Origin of the sequence: Paraburkholderia sp. C35 (assembly GCF_003121405.1) — a bacterium.
In the GTDB taxonomy this organism is placed as follows: domain Bacteria; phylum Pseudomonadota; class Gammaproteobacteria; order Burkholderiales; family Burkholderiaceae; genus Paraburkholderia.
On the sequence record NZ_QBUY01000006.1, the window covers coordinates 72,033 to 90,527 of the forward strand.

17 protein-coding genes are annotated in these 18,495 nt (G+C 59.4%); 12 read left to right on the forward strand and 5 right to left on the reverse strand.

The features are described from left to right. Positions 1–200: 200 nt before the first annotated feature. Complete coding sequence (locus DK391_RS05855; protein WP_109477169.1) at positions 201–1,685, reverse strand: NAD-dependent succinate-semialdehyde dehydrogenase; 1,485 nt, start codon at positions 1,683–1,685, stop codon at positions 201–203. A gap of 327 nt (positions 1,686–2,012) precedes the next feature. On the opposite strand from DK391_RS05855, the gene DK391_RS05860 reads away from it, so the two are divergent. Next, on the forward strand, positions 2,013–2,924 hold the full coding sequence (locus DK391_RS05860) for a LysR substrate-binding domain-containing protein (protein WP_109477050.1): 912 nt from the start codon (positions 2,013–2,015) through the stop codon (positions 2,922–2,924). A gap of 88 nt (positions 2,925–3,012) precedes the next feature. Continuing rightward, positions 3,013–3,561 carry a methylated-DNA--[protein]-cysteine S-methyltransferase gene (locus DK391_RS05865; RefSeq protein ID WP_109477170.1) on the forward strand — a complete coding sequence of 183 codons (549 nt, stop codon included), beginning with the start codon at positions 3,013–3,015 and terminating at the stop codon, positions 3,559–3,561. Positions 3,562–3,594: 33 nt separating this feature from the next. Here the strand turns inward: DK391_RS05865 and DK391_RS05870 are convergent, their stop codons facing one another. Further along, a complete protein-coding gene (locus DK391_RS05870; protein ID WP_109477051.1) occupies positions 3,595–4,098 on the reverse strand; it encodes a DUF1993 domain-containing protein in 504 nt (167 codons plus the stop codon). Positions 4,099–4,246: 148 nt separating this feature from the next. On the opposite strand from DK391_RS05870, the gene DK391_RS05875 reads away from it, so the two are divergent. After that, positions 4,247–4,942 (forward strand): isochorismatase family protein, encoded by a 696-nt coding sequence (locus tag DK391_RS05875; RefSeq protein WP_109477052.1) that lies wholly within the window; start codon positions 4,247–4,249, stop codon positions 4,940–4,942. 64 nt (positions 4,943–5,006) lie between these two features. Here the strand turns inward: DK391_RS05875 and DK391_RS05880 are convergent, their stop codons facing one another. Then, complete coding sequence (locus tag DK391_RS05880) at positions 5,007–5,657, reverse strand: TetR/AcrR family transcriptional regulator (protein WP_109477053.1); 651 nt, start codon at positions 5,655–5,657, stop codon at positions 5,007–5,009. A 327-nt stretch (positions 5,658–5,984) separates the two neighbouring features. On the opposite strand from DK391_RS05880, the gene DK391_RS05885 reads away from it, so the two are divergent. The 3 genes from DK391_RS05885 to DK391_RS05895 are packed head-to-tail and all read left to right on the forward strand — an operon-like array spanning position 5,985 to position 11,907. Then, a complete protein-coding gene (locus tag DK391_RS05885) occupies positions 5,985–7,247 on the forward strand; it encodes an efflux RND transporter periplasmic adaptor subunit (protein ID WP_109477054.1) in 1,263 nt (420 codons plus the stop codon). Next, positions 7,244–10,435, forward strand: a complete 3,192-nt coding sequence (locus tag DK391_RS05890; RefSeq protein ID WP_109477055.1) for a multidrug efflux RND transporter permease subunit — start codon at positions 7,244–7,246, stop codon at positions 10,433–10,435. Before DK391_RS05885 ends, DK391_RS05890 begins: the two co-directional genes overlap by 4 nt. Next, complete coding sequence (locus DK391_RS05895; protein ID WP_109477056.1) at positions 10,432–11,907, forward strand: efflux transporter outer membrane subunit; 1,476 nt, start codon at positions 10,432–10,434, stop codon at positions 11,905–11,907. Before DK391_RS05890 ends, DK391_RS05895 begins: the two co-directional genes overlap by 4 nt. Positions 11,908–11,991: 84 nt before the next feature. On the opposite strand, the gene DK391_RS05900 is transcribed toward DK391_RS05895, so the two are convergent. Beyond that, positions 11,992–12,351 (reverse strand): hypothetical protein, encoded by a 360-nt coding sequence (locus tag DK391_RS05900; protein WP_239482716.1) that lies wholly within the window; start codon positions 12,349–12,351, stop codon positions 11,992–11,994. Positions 12,352–12,722: 371 nt separating this feature from the next. On the opposite strand from DK391_RS05900, the gene DK391_RS05905 reads away from it, so the two are divergent. The 6 genes from DK391_RS05905 (at position 12,723) to DK391_RS05930 (ending at position 17,812) form a co-directional block, all read left to right on the forward strand. Then, the gene (locus DK391_RS05905) at positions 12,723–13,535 is read left to right on the forward strand and encodes an isocitrate lyase/phosphoenolpyruvate mutase family protein (protein WP_109477057.1); all 813 of its coding nucleotides are present in this window, start codon (positions 12,723–12,725) and stop codon (positions 13,533–13,535) included. Positions 13,536–13,629: 94 nt separating this feature from the next. Beyond that, a complete protein-coding gene (locus DK391_RS05910; protein WP_109477058.1) occupies positions 13,630–14,511 on the forward strand; it encodes an aldo/keto reductase in 882 nt (293 codons plus the stop codon). 45 nt (positions 14,512–14,556) lie between these two features. Then, positions 14,557–15,027: a MarR family winged helix-turn-helix transcriptional regulator gene (locus DK391_RS05915; RefSeq protein WP_109477059.1), complete on the forward strand. Its 471-nt coding sequence runs from the start codon at positions 14,557–14,559 to the stop codon at positions 15,025–15,027. 207 nt (positions 15,028–15,234) lie between these two features. Further along, positions 15,235–15,822 (forward strand): TetR/AcrR family transcriptional regulator, encoded by a 588-nt coding sequence (locus DK391_RS05920; protein WP_109477060.1) that lies wholly within the window; start codon positions 15,235–15,237, stop codon positions 15,820–15,822. A 456-nt stretch (positions 15,823–16,278) separates the two neighbouring features. After that, positions 16,279–17,460, forward strand: a complete 1,182-nt coding sequence (locus tag DK391_RS05925) for an MFS transporter (protein ID WP_204117299.1) — start codon at positions 16,279–16,281, stop codon at positions 17,458–17,460. Positions 17,461–17,557: 97 nt separating this feature from the next. Further along, a complete protein-coding gene (locus DK391_RS05930) occupies positions 17,558–17,812 on the forward strand; it encodes a DUF1272 domain-containing protein (RefSeq protein WP_109477061.1) in 255 nt (84 codons plus the stop codon). A gap of 27 nt (positions 17,813–17,839) precedes the next feature. On the opposite strand, the gene DK391_RS05935 is transcribed toward DK391_RS05930, so the two are convergent. Beyond that, positions 17,840–18,328: a helix-turn-helix domain-containing protein gene (locus tag DK391_RS05935; protein WP_343225295.1), complete on the reverse strand. Its 489-nt coding sequence runs from the start codon at positions 18,326–18,328 to the stop codon at positions 17,840–17,842. Positions 18,329–18,495: the final 167 nt, after the last annotated feature.

An 18,495-nucleotide genomic window follows, 5' to 3' on the forward strand; every position in this document is an offset into this window, starting at 1 on the left:
AATGCCTGTGACTGATTTTCCACTGCAGATATATAGATTTACGTGAGCCAGCAACGACGTCGCATAGCTCAACGTAGAAAGATCAAGTACTCAAAAAAATATCACGCGCTCATGTTCTGGATTAGATGCGCGCGCACTGCCATACCCTTAATTGTTGTTAACAGTCGGCCCTCGACATTGTCAAACACATCATGCTCCGCTCACGCAGTAGCATGCGATACGAACTTCGTCACCAGATAATCATCAATCGCTTCGGACCCGCCCTCCGAGCCATAACCGCTTTCCTTCACGCCACCATAAGGCGTTTCGGGTAATCCCAGCCCCAGATGGTTGATCGACAACATGCCCGTTTCGAGTTCCGACGACAGCAGACTCGCGGTCGCATTGCTGCGTGTGAACGCATACGATGCCAAACCATAAGGCGGCCGGTTCGCCTCCTCGATGGCTTCTTCGATCGTATCGAATACACCCAGAAGGGCGACGGGACCGAACGGCTCTTCGTTCATGATCTGCATGTCGGCCGTGACGTTGGTCAACACCGTGGGTGCAAGGAAATGCCCCGCATCGCCGATGCGGTGACCGCCTGTTTCGATTCGTGCTCCTCGCTCCACGGCATCGCCCACGAGCGCCTGCACTGCGCACAGACGCTTCGCGCTGAGTAGCGGCCCCATCGTCGTATCCGACAGCCTTCCGTTGCCGACACGAATGCGCTTTACCTCGGCAATGAACTTCTCCGTGAATGCCTTGTAGACACCACGCTGAATCAGAAAGCGGGTCGGCGACGCACATGCCTGTCCGCTATTGCGATACTTGGAATACGCCAGCAGTCTCGCTGCCGAATCAATATCGGCGTCGTCGAATATGAACGCGGGCGCATGGCCACCCAGTTCCATCGTGCAGCGCTTCATATGAATACCGGCAAGCGCCGCGATATTCTTACCCGCACGCGCCGAACCGGTGAACGAAACCTTCCGGATGAACGGGTGCGATATCAGATACTCCGAAACGGCGGCGGGATCGCCATAGACGAGATTGAGCACGCCCGGCGGCACGCCCGCGTCGTTGAAAATATCCGCGAGTGCCGAGGTCGTCTCGGGTGTTTCTTCCGCCGGTTTGATGACCATCGTGCATCCCGCAGCCAATGCAGCGCCGATCTTGCGAACGGCATGCGAGACAGGAAAGCTCGATGGCGTGAAAGCGGCCACGGGTCCGACCGGCTCGCGCAAAACCTGCTGGCTGATCCCCGGTCCGCGCGCAGGAATCAGCCGACCATACGCGCGCCGCCCCTCTTCCGCACACCAGTCGAGAAGCTCGGCGGCAAGATCGATTTCGATCGCCGCTTCCTTTAACGGCTTTCCCTGCTCGCGCGTCACCAGCGACGCAATGTGCGGCGCGCGCTCGCGAAGCAAATCGGCTGCCGACCGTATGATCCTGCATCGATTGAAGGCGGAACGCCTGCGCCATGCCGCAAAGCCTGCACGGCTCGCAGCGACGGCAGCAGCGAGATCGGCCTGTCCTGCATGAATGAGCCGGCCGCTGATGCGTCCGCTGACGGGATCATAGACATCGGTATGGCTGCTCCCCGTCGCTTCAACCCACTTGCCATCGATAAACAGGCGGTTATGCGTGTGTACGTGGGCCTCCGAAGCGCTTCCATCGTCTGCGCTACGAATTCTGTGCGCCATCTTGTCCATCACGTGTGGCCCGCCAATCATGCAATTCACGCTTTCATCCCCGGTCCGTGCGCCATGACACGCCGGCGTGAACAGTGGAACTGCCGCTGACGCATGACGAGTGTGCTGCTACTAAACATCATGGATTTCGTTCATAATCCTTTATACGGCTGAGCAAATGCCTGCGACAAGGCATGACCGAATGTTAGCAGCACCATTTCTGGATGCTTATGCCGTTATGTGGATACCCATGACTAAACGTTATACGTTCGAGGACGCGCAAAAACCCTCATCCGACGCCGGCCAGCACAGCCCCGTCAATGCGGTCGAGGGGCACCGATGAAGTTCAAGTTGCGGCAAATGGAGGCGTTTCGGGCTGTCATGCTCACGGGTACCGTGAGCGGCGCGGCGCGCATGTTATACGTCTCGCAGCCGGCAGTTAGCAGGTTGCTGAATCACACGGAGACCACCCTCGGTATCAAACTGTTCGAGCGCACGGGTGGCAAACTGCTGCCCACCTCGGCTGCCGTCGCACTGCTCGAAGAGGTGCAGCAGGTTTATGACGCTGCCATTAGCGTCGGACGCTTCGTTGAAGATCTGGCGAGTCAGTCGACTACGGAGATCAGCGTGAGTTGCAGTCCATGTCTTGGACTCATACTCCTGCCGCGAGTGATTGAATTGTTTAGTCAACGCAATCCGAAAGCGCGGATCCGCTTTCACACCACGCTCACGACAGACACACCGAACGAACTGCTGAGCAAGAAAACGGATCTCGCCGTCGTCGTGTCTCCCGTTACCAATCCGAATCTCGCCGTTGAGAATCTGGGTACGGGCCGGATGGTCTGCGTGATGCGGCCCGATCATCCGCTTGCAGCGCGCAAGGTTGTCGCGTTCGCCGATCTGGTGGATCACAAGACCATCTTTTGCACACCCAGCATCGACTTCGGCAGGCTCATCCGTTCGACATTCGAGGCCCATGGCTTCGACATCACGCCCAGCATCGAAGCGCCTCGCGCCGAGCTTGCCTGCGCGCTCGCCATGCGCGCCCTGGGTGTGGCGATCGTGGATGAATTTTCTGTCGCGAACGGCGTCTGGGCAGGACTCGCTATCAGGCCGCTACTCGAACCGATCAACTACAGCGTCAGCCTCGTGCTGCCGAAGTTCTCCGTTCGCTCTCGCATGGTCGAAGAGTTCACGGAGATCTTGCGGGACTGCATGCGCCTGCACGCCGCCGGGCAACCGTTCGCCTGATGTCGCGCACCGCAGAACACGTCCGGATGCTAACCTGCGAAGGAACAAGCGCGAATCCGCACCGAACTCCATGAACACGAATCAGCCTATGCAATACCTGTATAAATTCATGCCATCCCCAGTCGGAAGGCTCACACTGGTTGCCGAGCCTTCGGCGCTCGTCGCGATTCTCTGGGAAAAAGACCGTCCGGGTCGCGTTCGACTGGGTTCGATTCAGGAGCAAAACGACCATCCGACACTGCTCGAGGTGGACCGTCAGTTGAAGGAATACTTTGCCGGCAAACGCGACCGCTTCGATCTTCCACTCAATTTCCACGGAACAGAGTTTCAGAAGAAGGTCTGGAATGCGCTACTCGACATTCCGTACGGCGAAACGCGGACTTACGGCGAAATCGCCACAGCCATTGGAAACCCGACGGCTGTGCGGGCCGTAGGCGCTGCGAACGGACGTAATCCGATTTCGATTGTCGCGCCGTGCCATCGCGTCATTGGATCATCCGGCGAACTGACAGGCTTCGCTGGAGGACTCGCCGCCAAGGAAACGCTACTCGTACTCGAAGAAGCACGCTGGGGCGCCGCGCTGCGAAAAGCGCCGCAGCATAACGCGGGCAGCAGCGATCAGGGCAAGCTGTTCTGATTCCGCTGCCCTGTGGAGCGTGGCTTGCATGCGTCAGGCTTCGACTGAATGAATGGCACCGAGAAAATCCATCTTCCCTACGTCCACGCCGTTATTCCGAAGGATTGCGTAGGCCATCGCAACGTGAAAGTACACGTTCGGAATCACTATCTGCAGCAGATACTGTTCGCCAGGAATGAGTCCCGGCACCCACGACACCTTGACCATCTGCTCACTCGCAGCCGAGTAACGGTCGTCTGACACGCTTTCTGCGAACTCGACCGTCTTGCGAATGCGCGCGCGCACTTCTGCGATGGTGCGCTCGTTGTCTTCATGTTGCGGCGGCTTCTGCCCCGCCAGCCAGGCCGCACCACCCTTCAGATAATCACACGCGCTCTGTACCTGATAAATAAACGCGCCCATGTCGGGCGCGAGACGCGCCGACAGTAGCACGCTCACGTCGAAGCGCTTTGCATTCGCGAATTGCTCAGCCTTGTCGAGATAACGCTCGATGCCTTTGACTGCCTGCGTGCATTGCTCAATTGCCTGTGCGTACATCGTGTTCTCCGGATTTCGCAAATGATTCAGGATATAGATTACTTCTGGATTCGGTCACAACTTCTCGAATCAATACCTTAGTCCAATTGTGGCGGACCTTTCGGTGTGGCGTAATGCGCGTCATCGACCTGACTCGAGGAGGCTGGAAATGTTCACGTTCACGCATCGCAATCCGGAGATGCAGCTTGACCGGAATCACACCGCTCTCGTGCTGGCCGATATACAGAACGAGTTTCTGTCGGATACGGGCAGCTATTACCCCATGATCGAACATAGCCTCAAGGAACATAACGTTCATCAACACCTCGAGGAACTCCTGCGCACCGCGAAGGAATGTGGCCTGCCCGTCATTCATTCGCCACATTATTACAATCCGACCGATGGTCAGTGGGTTGCACCCGGCGGCGCGATTTCAGATTACCTCGCCACCCAGATCAGTTTTGTCGGACGCAAGGATCCCGTGGATCTCGAAGGTTTTGCAGGCTCCGGCGCCGACTATCCCGAGCGCTATAAGAAGTACCTTCAGGATGGCAAAACCGCCAACACGTCACCGCATAAGGGCGCCTCTGCGCGCACCAACGATGTGCTCAAGCAGTTGCGCATGCGGCGCATCGAGAAAGTCATCATGGCGGGGCCAGTTGCAAACATCTGCCTTGAAGGACACATGCGCGACATCATCGAAGAAGGCATGGAAGTGGCCATGGTGCGCGATGCGGTAGCCGGCGGCCGCAATGAAGAAGGCGATGCCTACCTTGCCGCGATGATCAATTACCGCTTTTTCGCCAACGCTGTCTGGACCACGGAAGAAGCCGTCAAGCGCATGAAAGCCATCGGATCGACATAGGACCTGCGCGCTCCTTTAGAGCGCGCAGCCGCCTCGAACATGTCGCGGGCAACCGACACTGATTCTATGAATCGACGGAGGCCGATATGTCGTCCATCCACTCAGTCGACTGGGCATCACCAGCACCATGCTGTGCGTCGCCCTTCGACGTATGCGGCGTTGGCCAGATTTCAGACACATGGTGTTTCGTCTCGTCGAGGATCCGGCCTGACAGTTCCGGGTCATCGACGATACGCGAGATGGTGAGCGCACCAAGAATTGCGGAGAAGGCAAAGATCGCTGCGCCTTCTTCCGATGTTCCCTGCCTCGCCATTCTGTCGATCAATTCCCGATATCCACGCGTTGCAGTCCGGCGAGTCTCGACGTCGGCGCGAGCGAGTTCACTGCCCATTGCGATCAAAGGACAGGCGACCAGACGCTCCCTGTAGCTTTTGTCCCAGATATAGGCTTCAAAATGGTCAAGAAACGCTTGTTCGCCCGATCGGGCCGAAGTATCCATGGCGTCGAGTGTGGACTCCATGCCAGCCGCGCACGCTTCCGCCACCAGATGATCCTTGGACGCGAAGTGCCGGTAAAAACCACCAGGTGTCAGTCCCGCTGCCGACATGATCTCCGCGACGCCCGTCGCGTGAATCCCGTTGCATCTGAATGCATCTGCAGCAGCCTGAACAATGCGTTTGCGGGTCTCTGCTGTCTCGGCTTTCGACTTCTTCATACCGTTACTCCTTGCGCCTGAGCGATCCGGTTTCTATCGAAACCATCATCAGTCGTTGCGGACATGTGGTCCGTTTCGATGGCATATCAAGGTGCGCACATGTGAATTTCAAAATCTTCAATCGCGGCGATTTCGCCACCAGGAGCGCACAACTGGCGCACATGCCCGTCTGCTGCCGCGGTATCCAGTGTCTTACTACGCCGCGTGCATTCTTGACATTGTGGATTATACCCATTATCTTGATCGCGGATAGTAAAGGTTCATCATCTAACGCAGGATTGGGCGATACGTGGATGTTTCCAGCCTGTTTACCTAATTGGGATTGTCATGAATGACCGTATGAATCAGGCCGAGGCAGGAGTGGTAGCGCCGAAAGGCTCGCCAAAAGGCTCGGCATCAGCTGGAAGCACGCGTTGGATCGGCAAGGCCGTCGCCCTCGCCGTGATAGTCGGCGTCGCTGCCACGGCATACCACCTGCACCAATCAGGCTCCGCACCCGTTGCGGCACCACCGCCGCCGCCCGTAGCCGTAAGCGCGCCGTTGCAGCGCGACATCGAAGGCCGGCTCGGTTTTCTCGGGCAGTTCTCGCCCGTCAATCGTGTCGAACTGCGCGCTCAGGTTGGCGGCACGCTCATGCAGATTCATTTCAAGGATGGCGATGTCGTTCACAAGGGCGACCTGCTGTTCGAGATCGACCCTGAGCCGTACCAGATCAAACTGAGCCAGGCGACGGCCGAACTCGAATCGGCGAAAGCCCGGCTCGACCTCGCAGTGCGCCAGCTTGCACGGGCACAGGAACTTCAGCGCGCTGAGGCAGGCACCGTGGAAAACGTCGATCAGAAGGTCGCGGAACTGCATGCTGCGCAGGCTGCCGTCGACAACGGCAACGCGCTGGTCCGCGATGCGAAGTTCGACCTGGATCGCTGCAAGGTCTATGCGCCGTTCACTGGGCGCATGGGCACTCACCTCGTATCGACGGGTAACCTGATCTCGGGTAGCCGCGCTGCGAGCAGCCCTACCACGCTGCTTGCCACCATCGTTTCGCTCGATCCCATCTGGCTTGATTTCGACATGAGCGAAAACGACTACGCTGCATTCCAGCACGCCCGCGAAGCCCAGAAAGGACCGTTGGCCGATACGGTAGCCATCTCGCCGACGGGAGAAGCCGGATTCGCACGCAAAGGCACGCTGAACTTCATCGACAACACGCTCGACCGTTCGAGCGGAACGATCCACGCCCGTGCCACGATCCCCAACAGCGACCTTGCGTTGACACCTGGCGGCTTCGCGCGCGTGCGGCTGGCAGTGTCGGCGCCGCAGCCTGCGTTGCTCGTTCCCGATGCCGCCGTGCTCGCGGATCAAACCGATCACATGGTGTATGTCGTCGGCCAGGATGATGTCGTGACGCCGAAGAAGGTCGAGATCGGCGATCTGCGCGATGGCCTGCGCGTGATCCGTTCGGGTCTCGCGCCGACCGACAAGGTGGTCATCGACGGGATTCCGACTGTCAGGCCGGGCGCGAAGGTGTCGCCGCATGCTGGCACCATCGAGTCCACGCCGGAGCAGCAAACTGAAGGAGCCAAGTCGTGAAACTGACTCACTTCTTCATCGAGCACCCGCGCTTTGCGGCAGTGCTCAATATATTCGCGGTACTGATCGGCCTGGCGACGATGTTCAAGCTGCCAGTCGCCCAGTACCCGAATATCGTTCCCACCACGATTCAGATTACGACGTCTTATCCGGGTGCATCGGCAGATGTGATTGCCCGCACGGTCGCAACGCCGCTTGAGCAGTCCATCAATGGCGTTGAGAACATGGACTACATATCGAGCCAGTCGACGAGTAATGGTCAATTGACTATTACCGTGATCTTCAAGGTTGGCACGAACCCGGACACCGCACTGCTGCTCACGCGCAGCCGCGTGGAAGACACCTTGTCGCGCTTGCCACAGGACGTCCAGTTACAAGGTGTGCAGGTGAAGAAGACCATTCAGGCGCTTCTTCTCGGCGTGCACGTCTATTCACCGGACGGTTCGCGCAGCCCGGAGTACATGTCCAACTATATGCTCAAGATTCGCGATCAGATTGCGCGTCTGCCGGGCGTATCGGACTTCCAGCTGTTCGGTGAGCGGCAGTACGCGATGCGGATCTGGATCGACTCGGACAAGGCCGCGTCGTACAACATCAGTGCCTCGGAAATCCTCGCAGCGCTGCGCGCTCAGAACGCACCGATTTCGGCGGGTGTACTGAATCAGCCGCCTATTTCGAATAAAGGCACGGGCGCCTATCAGATCAACATCGATGCACTTGGCCGTCTCAGCACACCGGAACAGTTCGGCGACGTCATCGTCAAGTCGGATTCGCAAGGTCGCGTCACACGTATTCGTGACATCGGCCGTGTCGAACTCGGCTCGGTGGATTACGGTTCCAAGGCCTATGCCGACCGCTATGCGTCGACACCGTGGTTCGTGATCGCCACACCTGACGCGAACGTGGTGCAAGTCGAGCATGCCGTCTGGGACAAGATGGCCGAGTTGAAGAAGAGCTTTCCGCCCGGCATCGATTACATCAAGATCTACGACCCGACTACGTTTGTCAGCCAGTCGATCGAAGAAGTGATCAAGACGATTGTTATCGCCGTGCTGCTGGTGGTGGGCGTGGTGTATCTGTTCCTGCAGAACTGGCGCGCCACGATCATTCCCGTGGTGGCCATCCCCGTTTCGCTGATTGGGACGTTCACGATTCTTTCGCTGTTCGGGGCGTCGATCAACAACCTGTCCTTATTCGGGCTGGTGCTCGCCGTCGGGATCGTGGTGGATGATGCGATCGTGGTGGTCGAGAACGTCGAGCGGAACATGGCGCTTGGCATGTCGCCACGCGAGGCAGCTCACCAGACCATGAACGAAGTGTCGACGGCCATCATCGCGATTGCACTGACCTTGTGTGCAGTGTTCGGTCCTACCGCGCTGATGTCCGGCATCTCCGGTCTGTTCTTCAAGCAGTTCGCCATCACCATCGCGGCATCGACAGTCATCTCGTGCTTCGTTTCGCTCACGCTTAGCCCGGCGCTGTGCGCAGTGCTGCTTAAGCCGCACGACATGGAAAAGACGCACGGCGGCACGACTGTGCTTGGCCGCCTTCACCACGCTGTGTTTGGTCGCTTCAACACGTCGTTCGACTGGCTGTCGACGAAGTACGGCAAGGTCACGGGCCGCTTCGTGCGCGCCACGACCGTCATGCTGATCGTCTACGCCGGCCTGATTGGCGCGACGGCACTGCAGATGTCGAGAATGCCGACTGGCTTCATTCCGGATCAGGACATCGGCTATCAGGCTGTGATCGCCTTCCTGCCGCCGGGTTCGAGCCTCGAACGCACGGACAAGGTAATCCGCGAGATCAACGACATCGTCCTGACCACGCCCGGCATGCAAGGTGTGACGCACACGTCTCCCGTGTCGGGCTTCGACGTGACGACGGGCACGCTTGCTCCGAACGTCGGCACGCTGTTCTACGGTCTGCCCTCGCTGTATGGCAAGCATGTTCCCGGTGTCAATGCAGCATCGATGCTGGTGACGCTCCGCAAGCGTGTGTCTGTCATCAAGGACGCAGTCGTGGTCGTGATCAACCCGCCGCCTGTGCAAGGTCTCGGTTCAGCCGGCGGCTTCAAGCTGATGCTGGAAGACCGTGGCGGACTTGGCCCTCAGGCGCTCGCGAAAGCGACCAACGACCTCGTTGCAGCAGCCAACAAGGACAAGGTGTTCGGTGGTGTGTTCACGCTGTATAACGCAGGCGCGCCGTCCGTCTATGCGGACATCGACCGCCTGAAGGCAGAAAAGGTTGGCCTCACGCCCTCCGACGTGTTCTCGACGATGGATCTCTATCTTGGCTCTCAGTACGTGAACGACTTCAACTATCTGGGCCGCACTTACCAGGTGCGCGTGCAGGGCGATGAAGCATTCCGTCAGACGCCGGAAGACATCGGCAGACTGAAGGTCCGCAATGCAACGGGCGACATGGTGCCTATCAGCAGCGTGGCGACCTTCAAGAACACGACGCAGCCGTATCGCGTGCCTCGCTACAACATGTATCCGGCAGCGGAAATCATGGGTGCAGCCGGCCCGGGGTATTCCTCCGGCGATGCAATCGAACGCATGGAAAAGCTCGCGGATCAGGTTCTGCCAAATGGGGTTTCGTACGAATGGACTGACCTCGCTCACCAGCAGAAAGAGCAGACCATGTCGCCGCTCGTGATCTTCGCGGCCTCCGCACTGTTCGTGTTCCTCGTGCTTGCCGCGCAGTACGAAAGCTGGAAAACACCGCTCGCGATCGTGCTGATCGTGCCGATGTGTCTGCTCGCTGCGGCAATCGGCCTGAACATGCGCGGCATGCCGATCGACATCCTTGCGCAGATCGGATTCGTGGTGCTCGTTGGACTGGCGGCGAAGAACGCGATTCTGATCGTGGAGTTCGCGAAGCAACGCGAGGAAGAAGATGGCGTCAGTGCAGAAGATGCCGCTGTACATGCCGCTCATGTGCGTCTGCGCCCGATCCTGATGACCTCGTTCGCGTTCATTGCCGGCGTGGCGCCGCTTGCCATCGCGAGTGGTGCGGGTTCGGAAATGCGGCAATCGCTCGGCACAACGGTGTTCTTCGGCATGCTCGGTGTGACGCTGTTCGGTCTCGCCTTCACGCCGGCCTTCTATGCCTTCGTTCGCAAGCTCGGTGTCCGGCACGCGAACCCTTTGCCCCGGCAGCTCGGTAGCGGAGATGCAAAATGAAGCACCTGATATTCAAGACCTCGAAAGCGGTCATCAGTAGTGTGATCGTGGCTGCGGCGCTCGCGGGTTGCGCCGTCGGTCCCGACTATGTCGCGCCGAAGGCCGACTACGTGCCCTTCCACAACACGGAAGCGGTCGCCAGCAGGCAGACCACGTTGGCCGCACCGAAGCTCGACGCATGGTGGACGGGCTTCAACGATCCCATGCTCGAAAAGGTCGTGCAGCGTGCGCTGGATCAGAACCTGAGCCTGCAGGCATCGATTGCACGCGTGACACAGGCACGCGCTGCCGCGCAGGCTGCAGGCGCGCAACTGCTGCCTACCGTCGATGCAGGTGCCTCCTATACAGCGGAGCACCAGAGCACGGAGGGTCCGCTCGGCGCACTGGCGAGTGCGTTCCCCAACTACAGCCGCGATCAGAAGGAGTATGTGGTCGGCGCGACGGCAAGCTGGGAAATCGACCTGGCAGGCGGCCTCAGACGCGCTCATGCCGCTGCACGCGACGAAGAGCAGGCCGCGGAAGCGGCGCAGCTCGGCACGCGCATCACGGTCGCCGCTGACGCGGCAGACGCTTATCTGCAAGTCCGAGGCTTGCAGGCACGCGTCGCCGTCACACAGGATCAGATCGACACCGACGCGCACCTGCTGGAACTGGTCAAGGCACGCAAGCAGGCAGGCGCGGCGGATGAGCGCGAAGTGGCGCAAGCCGAAGCGCTGCTTCGCCAAGCGCGTGCTGCGATGCCCGCATTGCGTATCTCGCTCGAAGCCCAGTTGAACCGCCTCGACGTGTTGATGGGCGCACAGCCCGGCACGTACGCTGCGGAACTCAACACCAACAGCGCAGTGATACCGGACATTCCCGCAATCGGCACGGGCGATCAGCCCGTCGACGTATTGCGCCGACGTCCGGACATCATTGCGGCCGAGCGTCATCTCGCTGCGTCCAATGAACAGATCGGCGCGGCACTCTCCGACTACTATCCGAAGATCTCGCTGTCAGGCGCGTTGGGCTTCGACAGCTTGTCGGCGAGTAAGCTGTTCAGTGCGAAGGCGTTTCAGCCAGTCGGCACAGGCGCGCTGCAATGGCGGCTGTTCGATTTCGGCAAGGTGGATGCTGAAGTGAAGAACGCGCGTGGTGCGCACGCTGAAGCACTCGCGCAGTACAAGGAAGCGGCGCTGAAAGCAACGGAAGACGTTGAAGATGCGTTCATCACGCTGTCGCAAACCGAACTGCGCGCGCAAGAGCTTCAGCAGGAAGTGGCGGCGCTCACGCGGTCGCGTGATCTGTCGGAGAAGGCATACCGGGCGGGTTCCATCACGCTCACCGATGTGCTCGATGCAGACCGTCTGCTGCTCGTGTCACGTGACGATCTCGACGCTACCCGAGCCGATGCGGCTCGCGCGGCGGTTAGAACGTTCCGTGCATTAGGGGGAGGATGGGACGCGCCGCAACAGGTTGCGCAGACCAACTGACTGACTGATTGATTGAAGCCTGGCCCGAACATGATGGTTGTCAAACCGCGATGTTCGGGCCGGCAATCAGAACCCGAATGTGATCTAGCTGAACCGCTGACTACGCAAGGCAGGAGGTAACGGATGCTTCGCCTCGGAGAACGAAGGGGTCATTGGCGTGTGCGTGCCGCTCGTGACTTTGCCCCAGCTCTTCAGTCCGTCGATGGGATCTGCACTTTCGACGATGTCGTATCCGGCACTGGTCAGGCGATACTCGGCGGGCGTCGTGCATTCTGTCACCAGTCCCATGTCCTTCAGGAGCGCCAGATGCAATCGAACTTCCGGCCAGCTGTGTTCCCCCGTTTTACCGACGCCCACTTCGATGTCCTTGCAACATTGCGTCGGATTTTCATGTTCCTGCATGAAAGAAAGTATGGTCTTGAGAAGTTCGGTGTTCCTGCGCATGTCGACCTCCGTGGTTGTCCCTATCTGTCTTCAAGATAGCAGTTTTGCAACGACGATGCATGACATTGACGGAAAAGTCACGGAAGCCCAGGGTATTCACTAGAGCATGAATATACGCCACATGATTGATGCAGCCGAAGCGATACCTTAGTCCAATTGAAAAGCACTGTGCGATGTGTCGTAATCGATGGTACCTGTCGCGAGACCGGCTAACACAAGCCTGCCAGTCCGCGAGCATCAGACCATCCATCGCGCTCGCCGTTTCTGATCTTTCTATGCCGGGACACGTCACCGCTTGCAACAGACGGCCATGTCTGCCGTCGCAACCGTGACCTGAATGTCCATCCATCTCTCGTAACGAGGAGCAATCTATGTCTACCGTCAGTCAGTTTCGTCAGCTACACGTGAATTCGACGCCCCTACGCTTGCCCAACGTCTGGGATGCCGGCAGCGCGCGGCTGGTCGAGTCACTCGGTGCGCAGGCCATTGCGACGACGAGTGCAGGTTTCGCATGGGCACTGGGCTATCCCGACGGACGCGTGCTGCCTTTCGACGAAGTCGTTGGCTCTGTACGCAGGATTGCGCGGGTTCTCAAGGCGCCCGTATCGATCGACATCGAGCACGGCTATTCCGATGATCCCGAGGCCGTTGCCAGCAACGTGATGCGACTGGTCGAACTCGGCATTGCCGGCATCAACATCGAAGACGGACACGACACGCCTGCGCTGCTCGCCGCGAAAATCGAGGCCATTCGCAGCGCAGTGGCCGCCGCAGGCGCGGACCTGTTCATCAACGCACGGTGTGACGTATTTCTGGCTGGCCTCGTCGACAAGCCGAAGCTGACCAGCGAATCGATTGCACGAGGCAAGGCCTATGCAGCAGCGGGCGCCGACGGTCTCTTCCTTCCCGCGCTTGCCAACCCATCCGATATTGAAGAAGTCGTCGGCGCCATTCAATTGCCGTTGAACGTGATGGCCGTGCCGGGTCTCGCAGATGCTGAAGCGCTCGGCAAGCTCGGCGTCAAGCGCCTGAGTGCAGGTGGCGGCCTATCGCAGGTCGTGCTCGGCAAGGCCAAGATGCTTGCACAAGATTTTCTGCAGACGGGCCGCTCTGACACGCTCAACGAAAACCCGCTGCCCTATGGAGAGATCCAGAAGCTCTTCACCGATCTGCCGGCGAAATAGAACACCCGCCAGCATCCTTGCTCGCGCGCGCAGCGTGACGGTGTCGCGATGATGCGTGCGGGCGGCCCACACCATTCAACAGAAAGGTAAAGCGATGTCTCACTCCATTTCCGCTTCTGCCGCCGGCACGTTCGCGATTGGCGGCGACCTGCAGGTCAATCGGCTCGGCTTCGGTGCAATGCGAATTACCGGCCCCGGCATCTGGGGACCGCCCGCGAATCATGACGCCGCCATCGCAACGCTCAAGCGTCTGCCCGAGCTGGACGTCAACTTCATCGACACGGCTGACGCGTACGGTCCCTACGACAGCGAATGTCTGATCAAGGAAGCGCTGTACCCCTACACAGGTCTCGTGGTCACGACGAAAGGCGGTTTGACGCGGCATGGCCCGGAAATATGGGCACCCCTCGGCCGCCCCGAATACCTGCGGCAATGTGTGCTCACGAGTCTCCGGCGTCTTGGCGTCGAACGCTTCGATCTCTGGCAGTTGCATCGCGTCGATCCGAAAGTGCCACGCGATGAACAGTTCGATGCCATCGCGGCCATGCAACGCGAAGGGCTGATCAGACATGTCGGTCTCAGCGAAGTGCCCGTCGACGACATCGAAGCCGCGCAGAAATACTTCAAGGTCGCAACCGTTCAGAACCAGTACAACCTCGTCGACAGAAAGAGCGAAGATGTACTCGACTTCTGCGAGAAGCACGGCATCGGATTCATTCCATGGTTTCCGCTTGCTGCCGGTGAACTGGCCAAGCCCGGCTCGATCGTCAATACGATCGCGAAGGAACACGGCGTGACCACCGGCGCGATTGCGCTCGCATGGTTGCTGAAGCGCTCCAGGGTCATGCTTCCGATCCCCGGCACAGGTAGCGTCGATCATCTGATCGAAAACGTGGCCGGCGCGAGCGTGAAGCTGAGCGACGCGCAGTTTCAGGAACTCGACCGTCAGGGTCGCGAAGCGGCCAGGGCGAATTGACGATGCTGCGCTCTCGCAAGTTGCAACTGGATACCGTGGTAGCCCATGCTGAATCGTGATCGAAACGGCAAGGCCTTGATGCGAGCCGCGCGCTACGCGGCTCGCGTGTACAACCAGCACCTGATGAGCGTCTCGCTCAGCGCCAGCCAGCACGCGATTCTGGAAGCGATCGGCATGTTTGGCCCCGTCACCCTTCAGGAACTCGCCCATGAGCTGGTCATCGAGCGCTCTGCGTTACAGCGCACGCTGCAACCGCTGAAGAAAGCCAACCTCGTTCAAGCGACGCGAGACCCGGCTCATGCGAAGCGCTCGGTCTATCAGATTACGGCTGAAGGCAAAGCGCGGCTTGAATCGTCGATTGCCCTCATTCAGGCGGCTGAAGTCGAAATAGCGAAGTTTTTTGTTCTGCCGGCCACGGCGGCATTGGCAGCGACTCGCGACAGTGTCCAGACGGGCACCGACGGGCCGCGTCAAACCGCAGACCCGATCAGCCAGCGTACCCACTCGTTGCCCTGATCCCGCGCGGCGCGCAATAGCAGACCAGACCGCTTGCGCGCACCCGCTTCGCCCATATATCTCCTGCAGTTATCCCGTGTTGGCTGGCCGAGCAGTTGTCTCCGCGACGATCCTTGACGTTTGTACGTTTGCGCAATATACAAACCAAACGCCATCACGTGGATTATGATGCTTCTCTAGACCAATCTTTGCCCAGGAGAACGGATTATGGGATATTCCCAAGCAGAAAAGGCCGAGACCCATCACCGGATCGTCGATGTCGCGTCACGGCGCTTTCGCGAACTCGGCCTCGACGGTATCAGCGTGGCTGACATCATGAAGGAAGCGGGCTTGACCGTCGGCGGCTTCTACAAGCACTTCGACTCGCGCGACGAACTCGTGGCCGAGGCGCTGGCAGCGGCATGCGAGCAGATGGAAGAGTCGGGCCTGACGAGTCAGCCGACCTTGAAGAAAAGCATTCAGACGTATCTTTCTGAAGCGCATCGCGACGACATCACCAGCGGCTGCCCGATTTCGGCATTGGTGAACGATACGGCGCGCAGTACCGACGACGCACGCGAGGTCTATACCGAACGTGTCGAAGCGAGCCTTGCGCTGCTTGAAAGCCAGATGCCCGAAGGCACGGAAGGCAATCGCAGAGCCAAGGCCATGCTGATCTACAGCGCCTATGTCGGTGCACTCGGCCTTTCGCGAGCGGTGGCGGATCCCAAACTGTCGCGCCAGATCCTCAACTCGGTTTCGTCGGAACTGATCTCGCTCTTCCCGACGAAAAAAGCGCAGGCGGCGGCTGCCTAGCCGATCACCGATATGCGGCCAATTGCGTCCCGTATTCTGTGCAGCTACACAGTAGATTGCATGGGAGCGGGACAGATAGCTTTGCCATTCACCATCTCTATCGCCGCGCACTGAAATCGCCGAGATAGTCCGGTTCTTGCGCGCACGGCATCCGGCCTTCAACCACGTCTACGCCGTTTGCTGATCTCACCGGCGTCGGATCAGCCATCTCCACAAAGGTCGCCGCCGTATTCATCGGTTCAAACCCGTCACGGCGCCCGCGCGCACCACTTCCTGAGCAGTTCTCTCCGGCACGTCCTTGCTGATCCCTAGCACATTTTCATCAAGCGCTTCATTACGCCACTTCCTCGAATTCCGACGAACTGCTTCTCGATTTGAATAGTAGCGTGAGAAAACTGATCTACGTATAGTTTCGTCACGCAACTTTACTGAGATCCATTTTTCCAAGGGAATATCATGGACCGCCGTCTTCTCACACTTGCCCTGGGCATGTTTGCACTAGGCACCGACAGCTTCGTGTTCGGAGGCATCCTGCCTCAGATTGCGAAGTCCTTTCACGTCAGCATCGGCGCAGCCGGACAGATGATCACGGTCTATGCGCTCACGTTCGCGCTGCTGGCACCGACGATCGCCGCCCTCGCAGCGGGCATCTCGCGCAAGCGTCTGCTGCTGACGGGCATGGGCCTTTTCATTGTCGCCAACATCGGCACGGCGCTCGCACCGACCTTCGCTCTCGCACTCGCCACGCGGGCATTGGCAGGCGTTGGCGCGGCGATGTTCTCGCCCACGGCAAGCGGAACGGGCACGATGCTCGTGGCGCCCGAGCGCCGCGGCTTCGCGCTGTCGATCATCGTTGCGGGACTCACTACCGCGACGGCCCTCGGCACGCCGCTTGGCGCCGTCATCGGTGGCCTTGCCGACTGGCGCTGGACGTTAGCCTTCGTCGCCGCGCTCGGCGCAGCAGGCTTTGTCGGTGTCTGGGCACTGCTGCCCGAAGTGCCGCTGCCGCCAGCCATTTCGTTGCGCAAGCGTCTCGCGCCGCTCACCGACTCTCGCGTCGGCCTGATTCTCGTCACCACCGTGCTTGCGCAGATCGGCACCTTCATCATCTACAACTATTTTTCCGTCGTGTTCGATCGCGCCACTGGCGGCAATCCGACCGTGCTCGGCATGCTGCTGGTCCTCTGGGGCCTTGCTGGCACCTTCTCGAACCTGATGACGGGCCGTATTATCGACAAGATCGGTTCACGCAAGGTAGTCATCGTGATGCTGATTGCCGTGATGACCGTGATTCTCACGATGCCGCTTTCTGGCCGGCATTTGTGGAGTGCAGCCCTTGCGATTACGGTCTGGGGTGGCTGCGCCTGGGGTGTGCTCGTGCCGCAGCAGTTTCGTCTGGTGAGCCTCAATCCGCCGATGGCCGCCGTGCTGGTTGGTCTCAATACATCGGCGACGTATATCGGCGTGTCGATCGCCGGTGTGATCGGCGCGGGCGCGATCCCTGTGATCGGCAGCCATAACCTCGGTTATCTCGCCAGTTCGATTGTCGTGGTCGCTCTGGTCTTCTCCGAGCTCGCGACGCTGCGGATCGCGGCCGTCGAGAACGCGAAGGTCGTCACGAATGGTGCGACTGTCTGACGCCCTGACGCTTTAAAGAGAACCCATTCATCGATACGAGCGCGACGCACGCAAGTGCGCCCGCTCGATTTACGCTTGATAGCCAAGGAGAAAGGAGATGCTACAACTGCGCCCGACTTGCGAATGTTGCGACAAAGATCTGCCGCCCGATTCGCCCGATGCACGCATTTGTTCGTTCGAATGTACCTTCTGCCGCGACTGCACTGACAACGTGCTGCACGGAAGCTGTCCGAACTGCGGTGGCGAACTGGTGGCGCGCCCGCGACGCCCTGCAGCCAAGCTGGCAAAGTTCCCGGCATCCACGGAGCGGGTTTTCAATGCTGCGTGCAAGGAGCAGCACAGTCAGGTCTAACGCACGCTGTGCGCAAATGACTTGACGCTACTCGTCGCTATCGCCCAACACGCGCCAGTTGCGATGTTCGATCACAGCGTGAGTCGTTTTGGTCGCACCGGGACCCGGTGCAAAACGCACGTCATGGAAGCTCAGCTTGCGGCCGTTCTTTCCATGCACGCCGACAGGTTGCACCGGCTTTCCGCTTGCATTGTCGATCAGTTCGACAGATGCTTTGCCATTGGGTGAAAGCCACCGGTCGCCCCATTGCATCAGCGCGACCAGCACGGGATACAACTCCGTGCCTTTCTCGGTCAACCGATACCCGAAGGTATTCGCGCGCTCGGCAAGCGGATAGCGCTCCAGAATGTCCAGCTCGATCAGGCGTTCGAGACGTGCCGTGAGCACGTTGCGCGCGATGCCAAGCTCGCTTTGAAATTCATCGAAACGCGTCGTGCCCTGCGTGCACTCCCGCACGATCAGCAGGCTCCACCACTCGCCGACCTCATCGAGGGCGCGAGCGATAGAACAGTTCATTCCGTCAAAGCGTTTTCGGTACATGCGTTTCTTATAGCACATCGAGTTTCGTGACGCAACTTACCGATCCAACGTATCGATCCGTGCCCGGATTGAGCGGCATCTGACCGCGTGAGGGTGAAGCATGTGCATTCGACGAAATTTGTAACCGCACAAACAAGTTTAAT

Bases quoted from the DNA above. Each gene is read 5' to 3' on its own strand.
- DK391_RS05935 (WP_343225295.1), bottom strand. From the start codon at position 18,328: ATGAACTGTTCTATCGCTCGCGCCCTCGATGAGGTCGGCGAGTGGTGG.
- DK391_RS05860 (WP_109477050.1), top strand. From the start codon at position 2,013: ATGAAGTTCAAGTTGCGGCAAATGGAGGCGTTTCGGGCTGTCATGCTC.
- DK391_RS05870 (WP_109477051.1), bottom strand. From the start codon at position 4,098: ATGTACGCACAGGCAATTGAGCAATGCACGCAGGCAGTCAAAGGCATC.
- DK391_RS05900 (WP_239482716.1), bottom strand. From the start codon at position 12,351: ATGCGCAGGAACACCGAACTTCTCAAGACCATACTTTCTTTCATGCAG.
- DK391_RS05910 (WP_109477058.1), top strand. From the start codon at position 13,630: ATGTCTCACTCCATTTCCGCTTCTGCCGCCGGCACGTTCGCGATTGGC.
- DK391_RS05880 (WP_109477053.1), bottom strand. From the start codon at position 5,657: ATGAAGAAGTCGAAAGCCGAGACAGCAGAGACCCGCAAACGCATTGTT.
- DK391_RS05920 (WP_109477060.1), top strand. From the start codon at position 15,235: ATGGGATATTCCCAAGCAGAAAAGGCCGAGACCCATCACCGGATCGTC.
- DK391_RS05915 (WP_109477059.1), top strand. From the start codon at position 14,557: ATGCTGAATCGTGATCGAAACGGCAAGGCCTTGATGCGAGCCGCGCGC.
- DK391_RS05925 (WP_204117299.1), top strand. From the start codon at position 16,279: ATGGACCGCCGTCTTCTCACACTTGCCCTGGGCATGTTTGCACTAGGC.
- DK391_RS05855 (WP_109477169.1), bottom strand. From the start codon at position 1,685: ATGGCGCACAGAATTCGTAGCGCAGACGATGGAAGCGCTTCGGAGGCC.
- DK391_RS05865 (WP_109477170.1), top strand. From the start codon at position 3,013: ATGCAATACCTGTATAAATTCATGCCATCCCCAGTCGGAAGGCTCACA.
- DK391_RS05895 (WP_109477056.1), top strand. From the start codon at position 10,432: ATGAAGCACCTGATATTCAAGACCTCGAAAGCGGTCATCAGTAGTGTG.
- DK391_RS05875 (WP_109477052.1), top strand. From the start codon at position 4,247: ATGTTCACGTTCACGCATCGCAATCCGGAGATGCAGCTTGACCGGAAT.
- DK391_RS05905 (WP_109477057.1), top strand. From the start codon at position 12,723: ATGTCTACCGTCAGTCAGTTTCGTCAGCTACACGTGAATTCGACGCCC.
- DK391_RS05885 (WP_109477054.1), top strand. From the start codon at position 5,985: ATGAATGACCGTATGAATCAGGCCGAGGCAGGAGTGGTAGCGCCGAAA.
- DK391_RS05930 (WP_109477061.1), top strand. From the start codon at position 17,558: ATGCTACAACTGCGCCCGACTTGCGAATGTTGCGACAAAGATCTGCCG.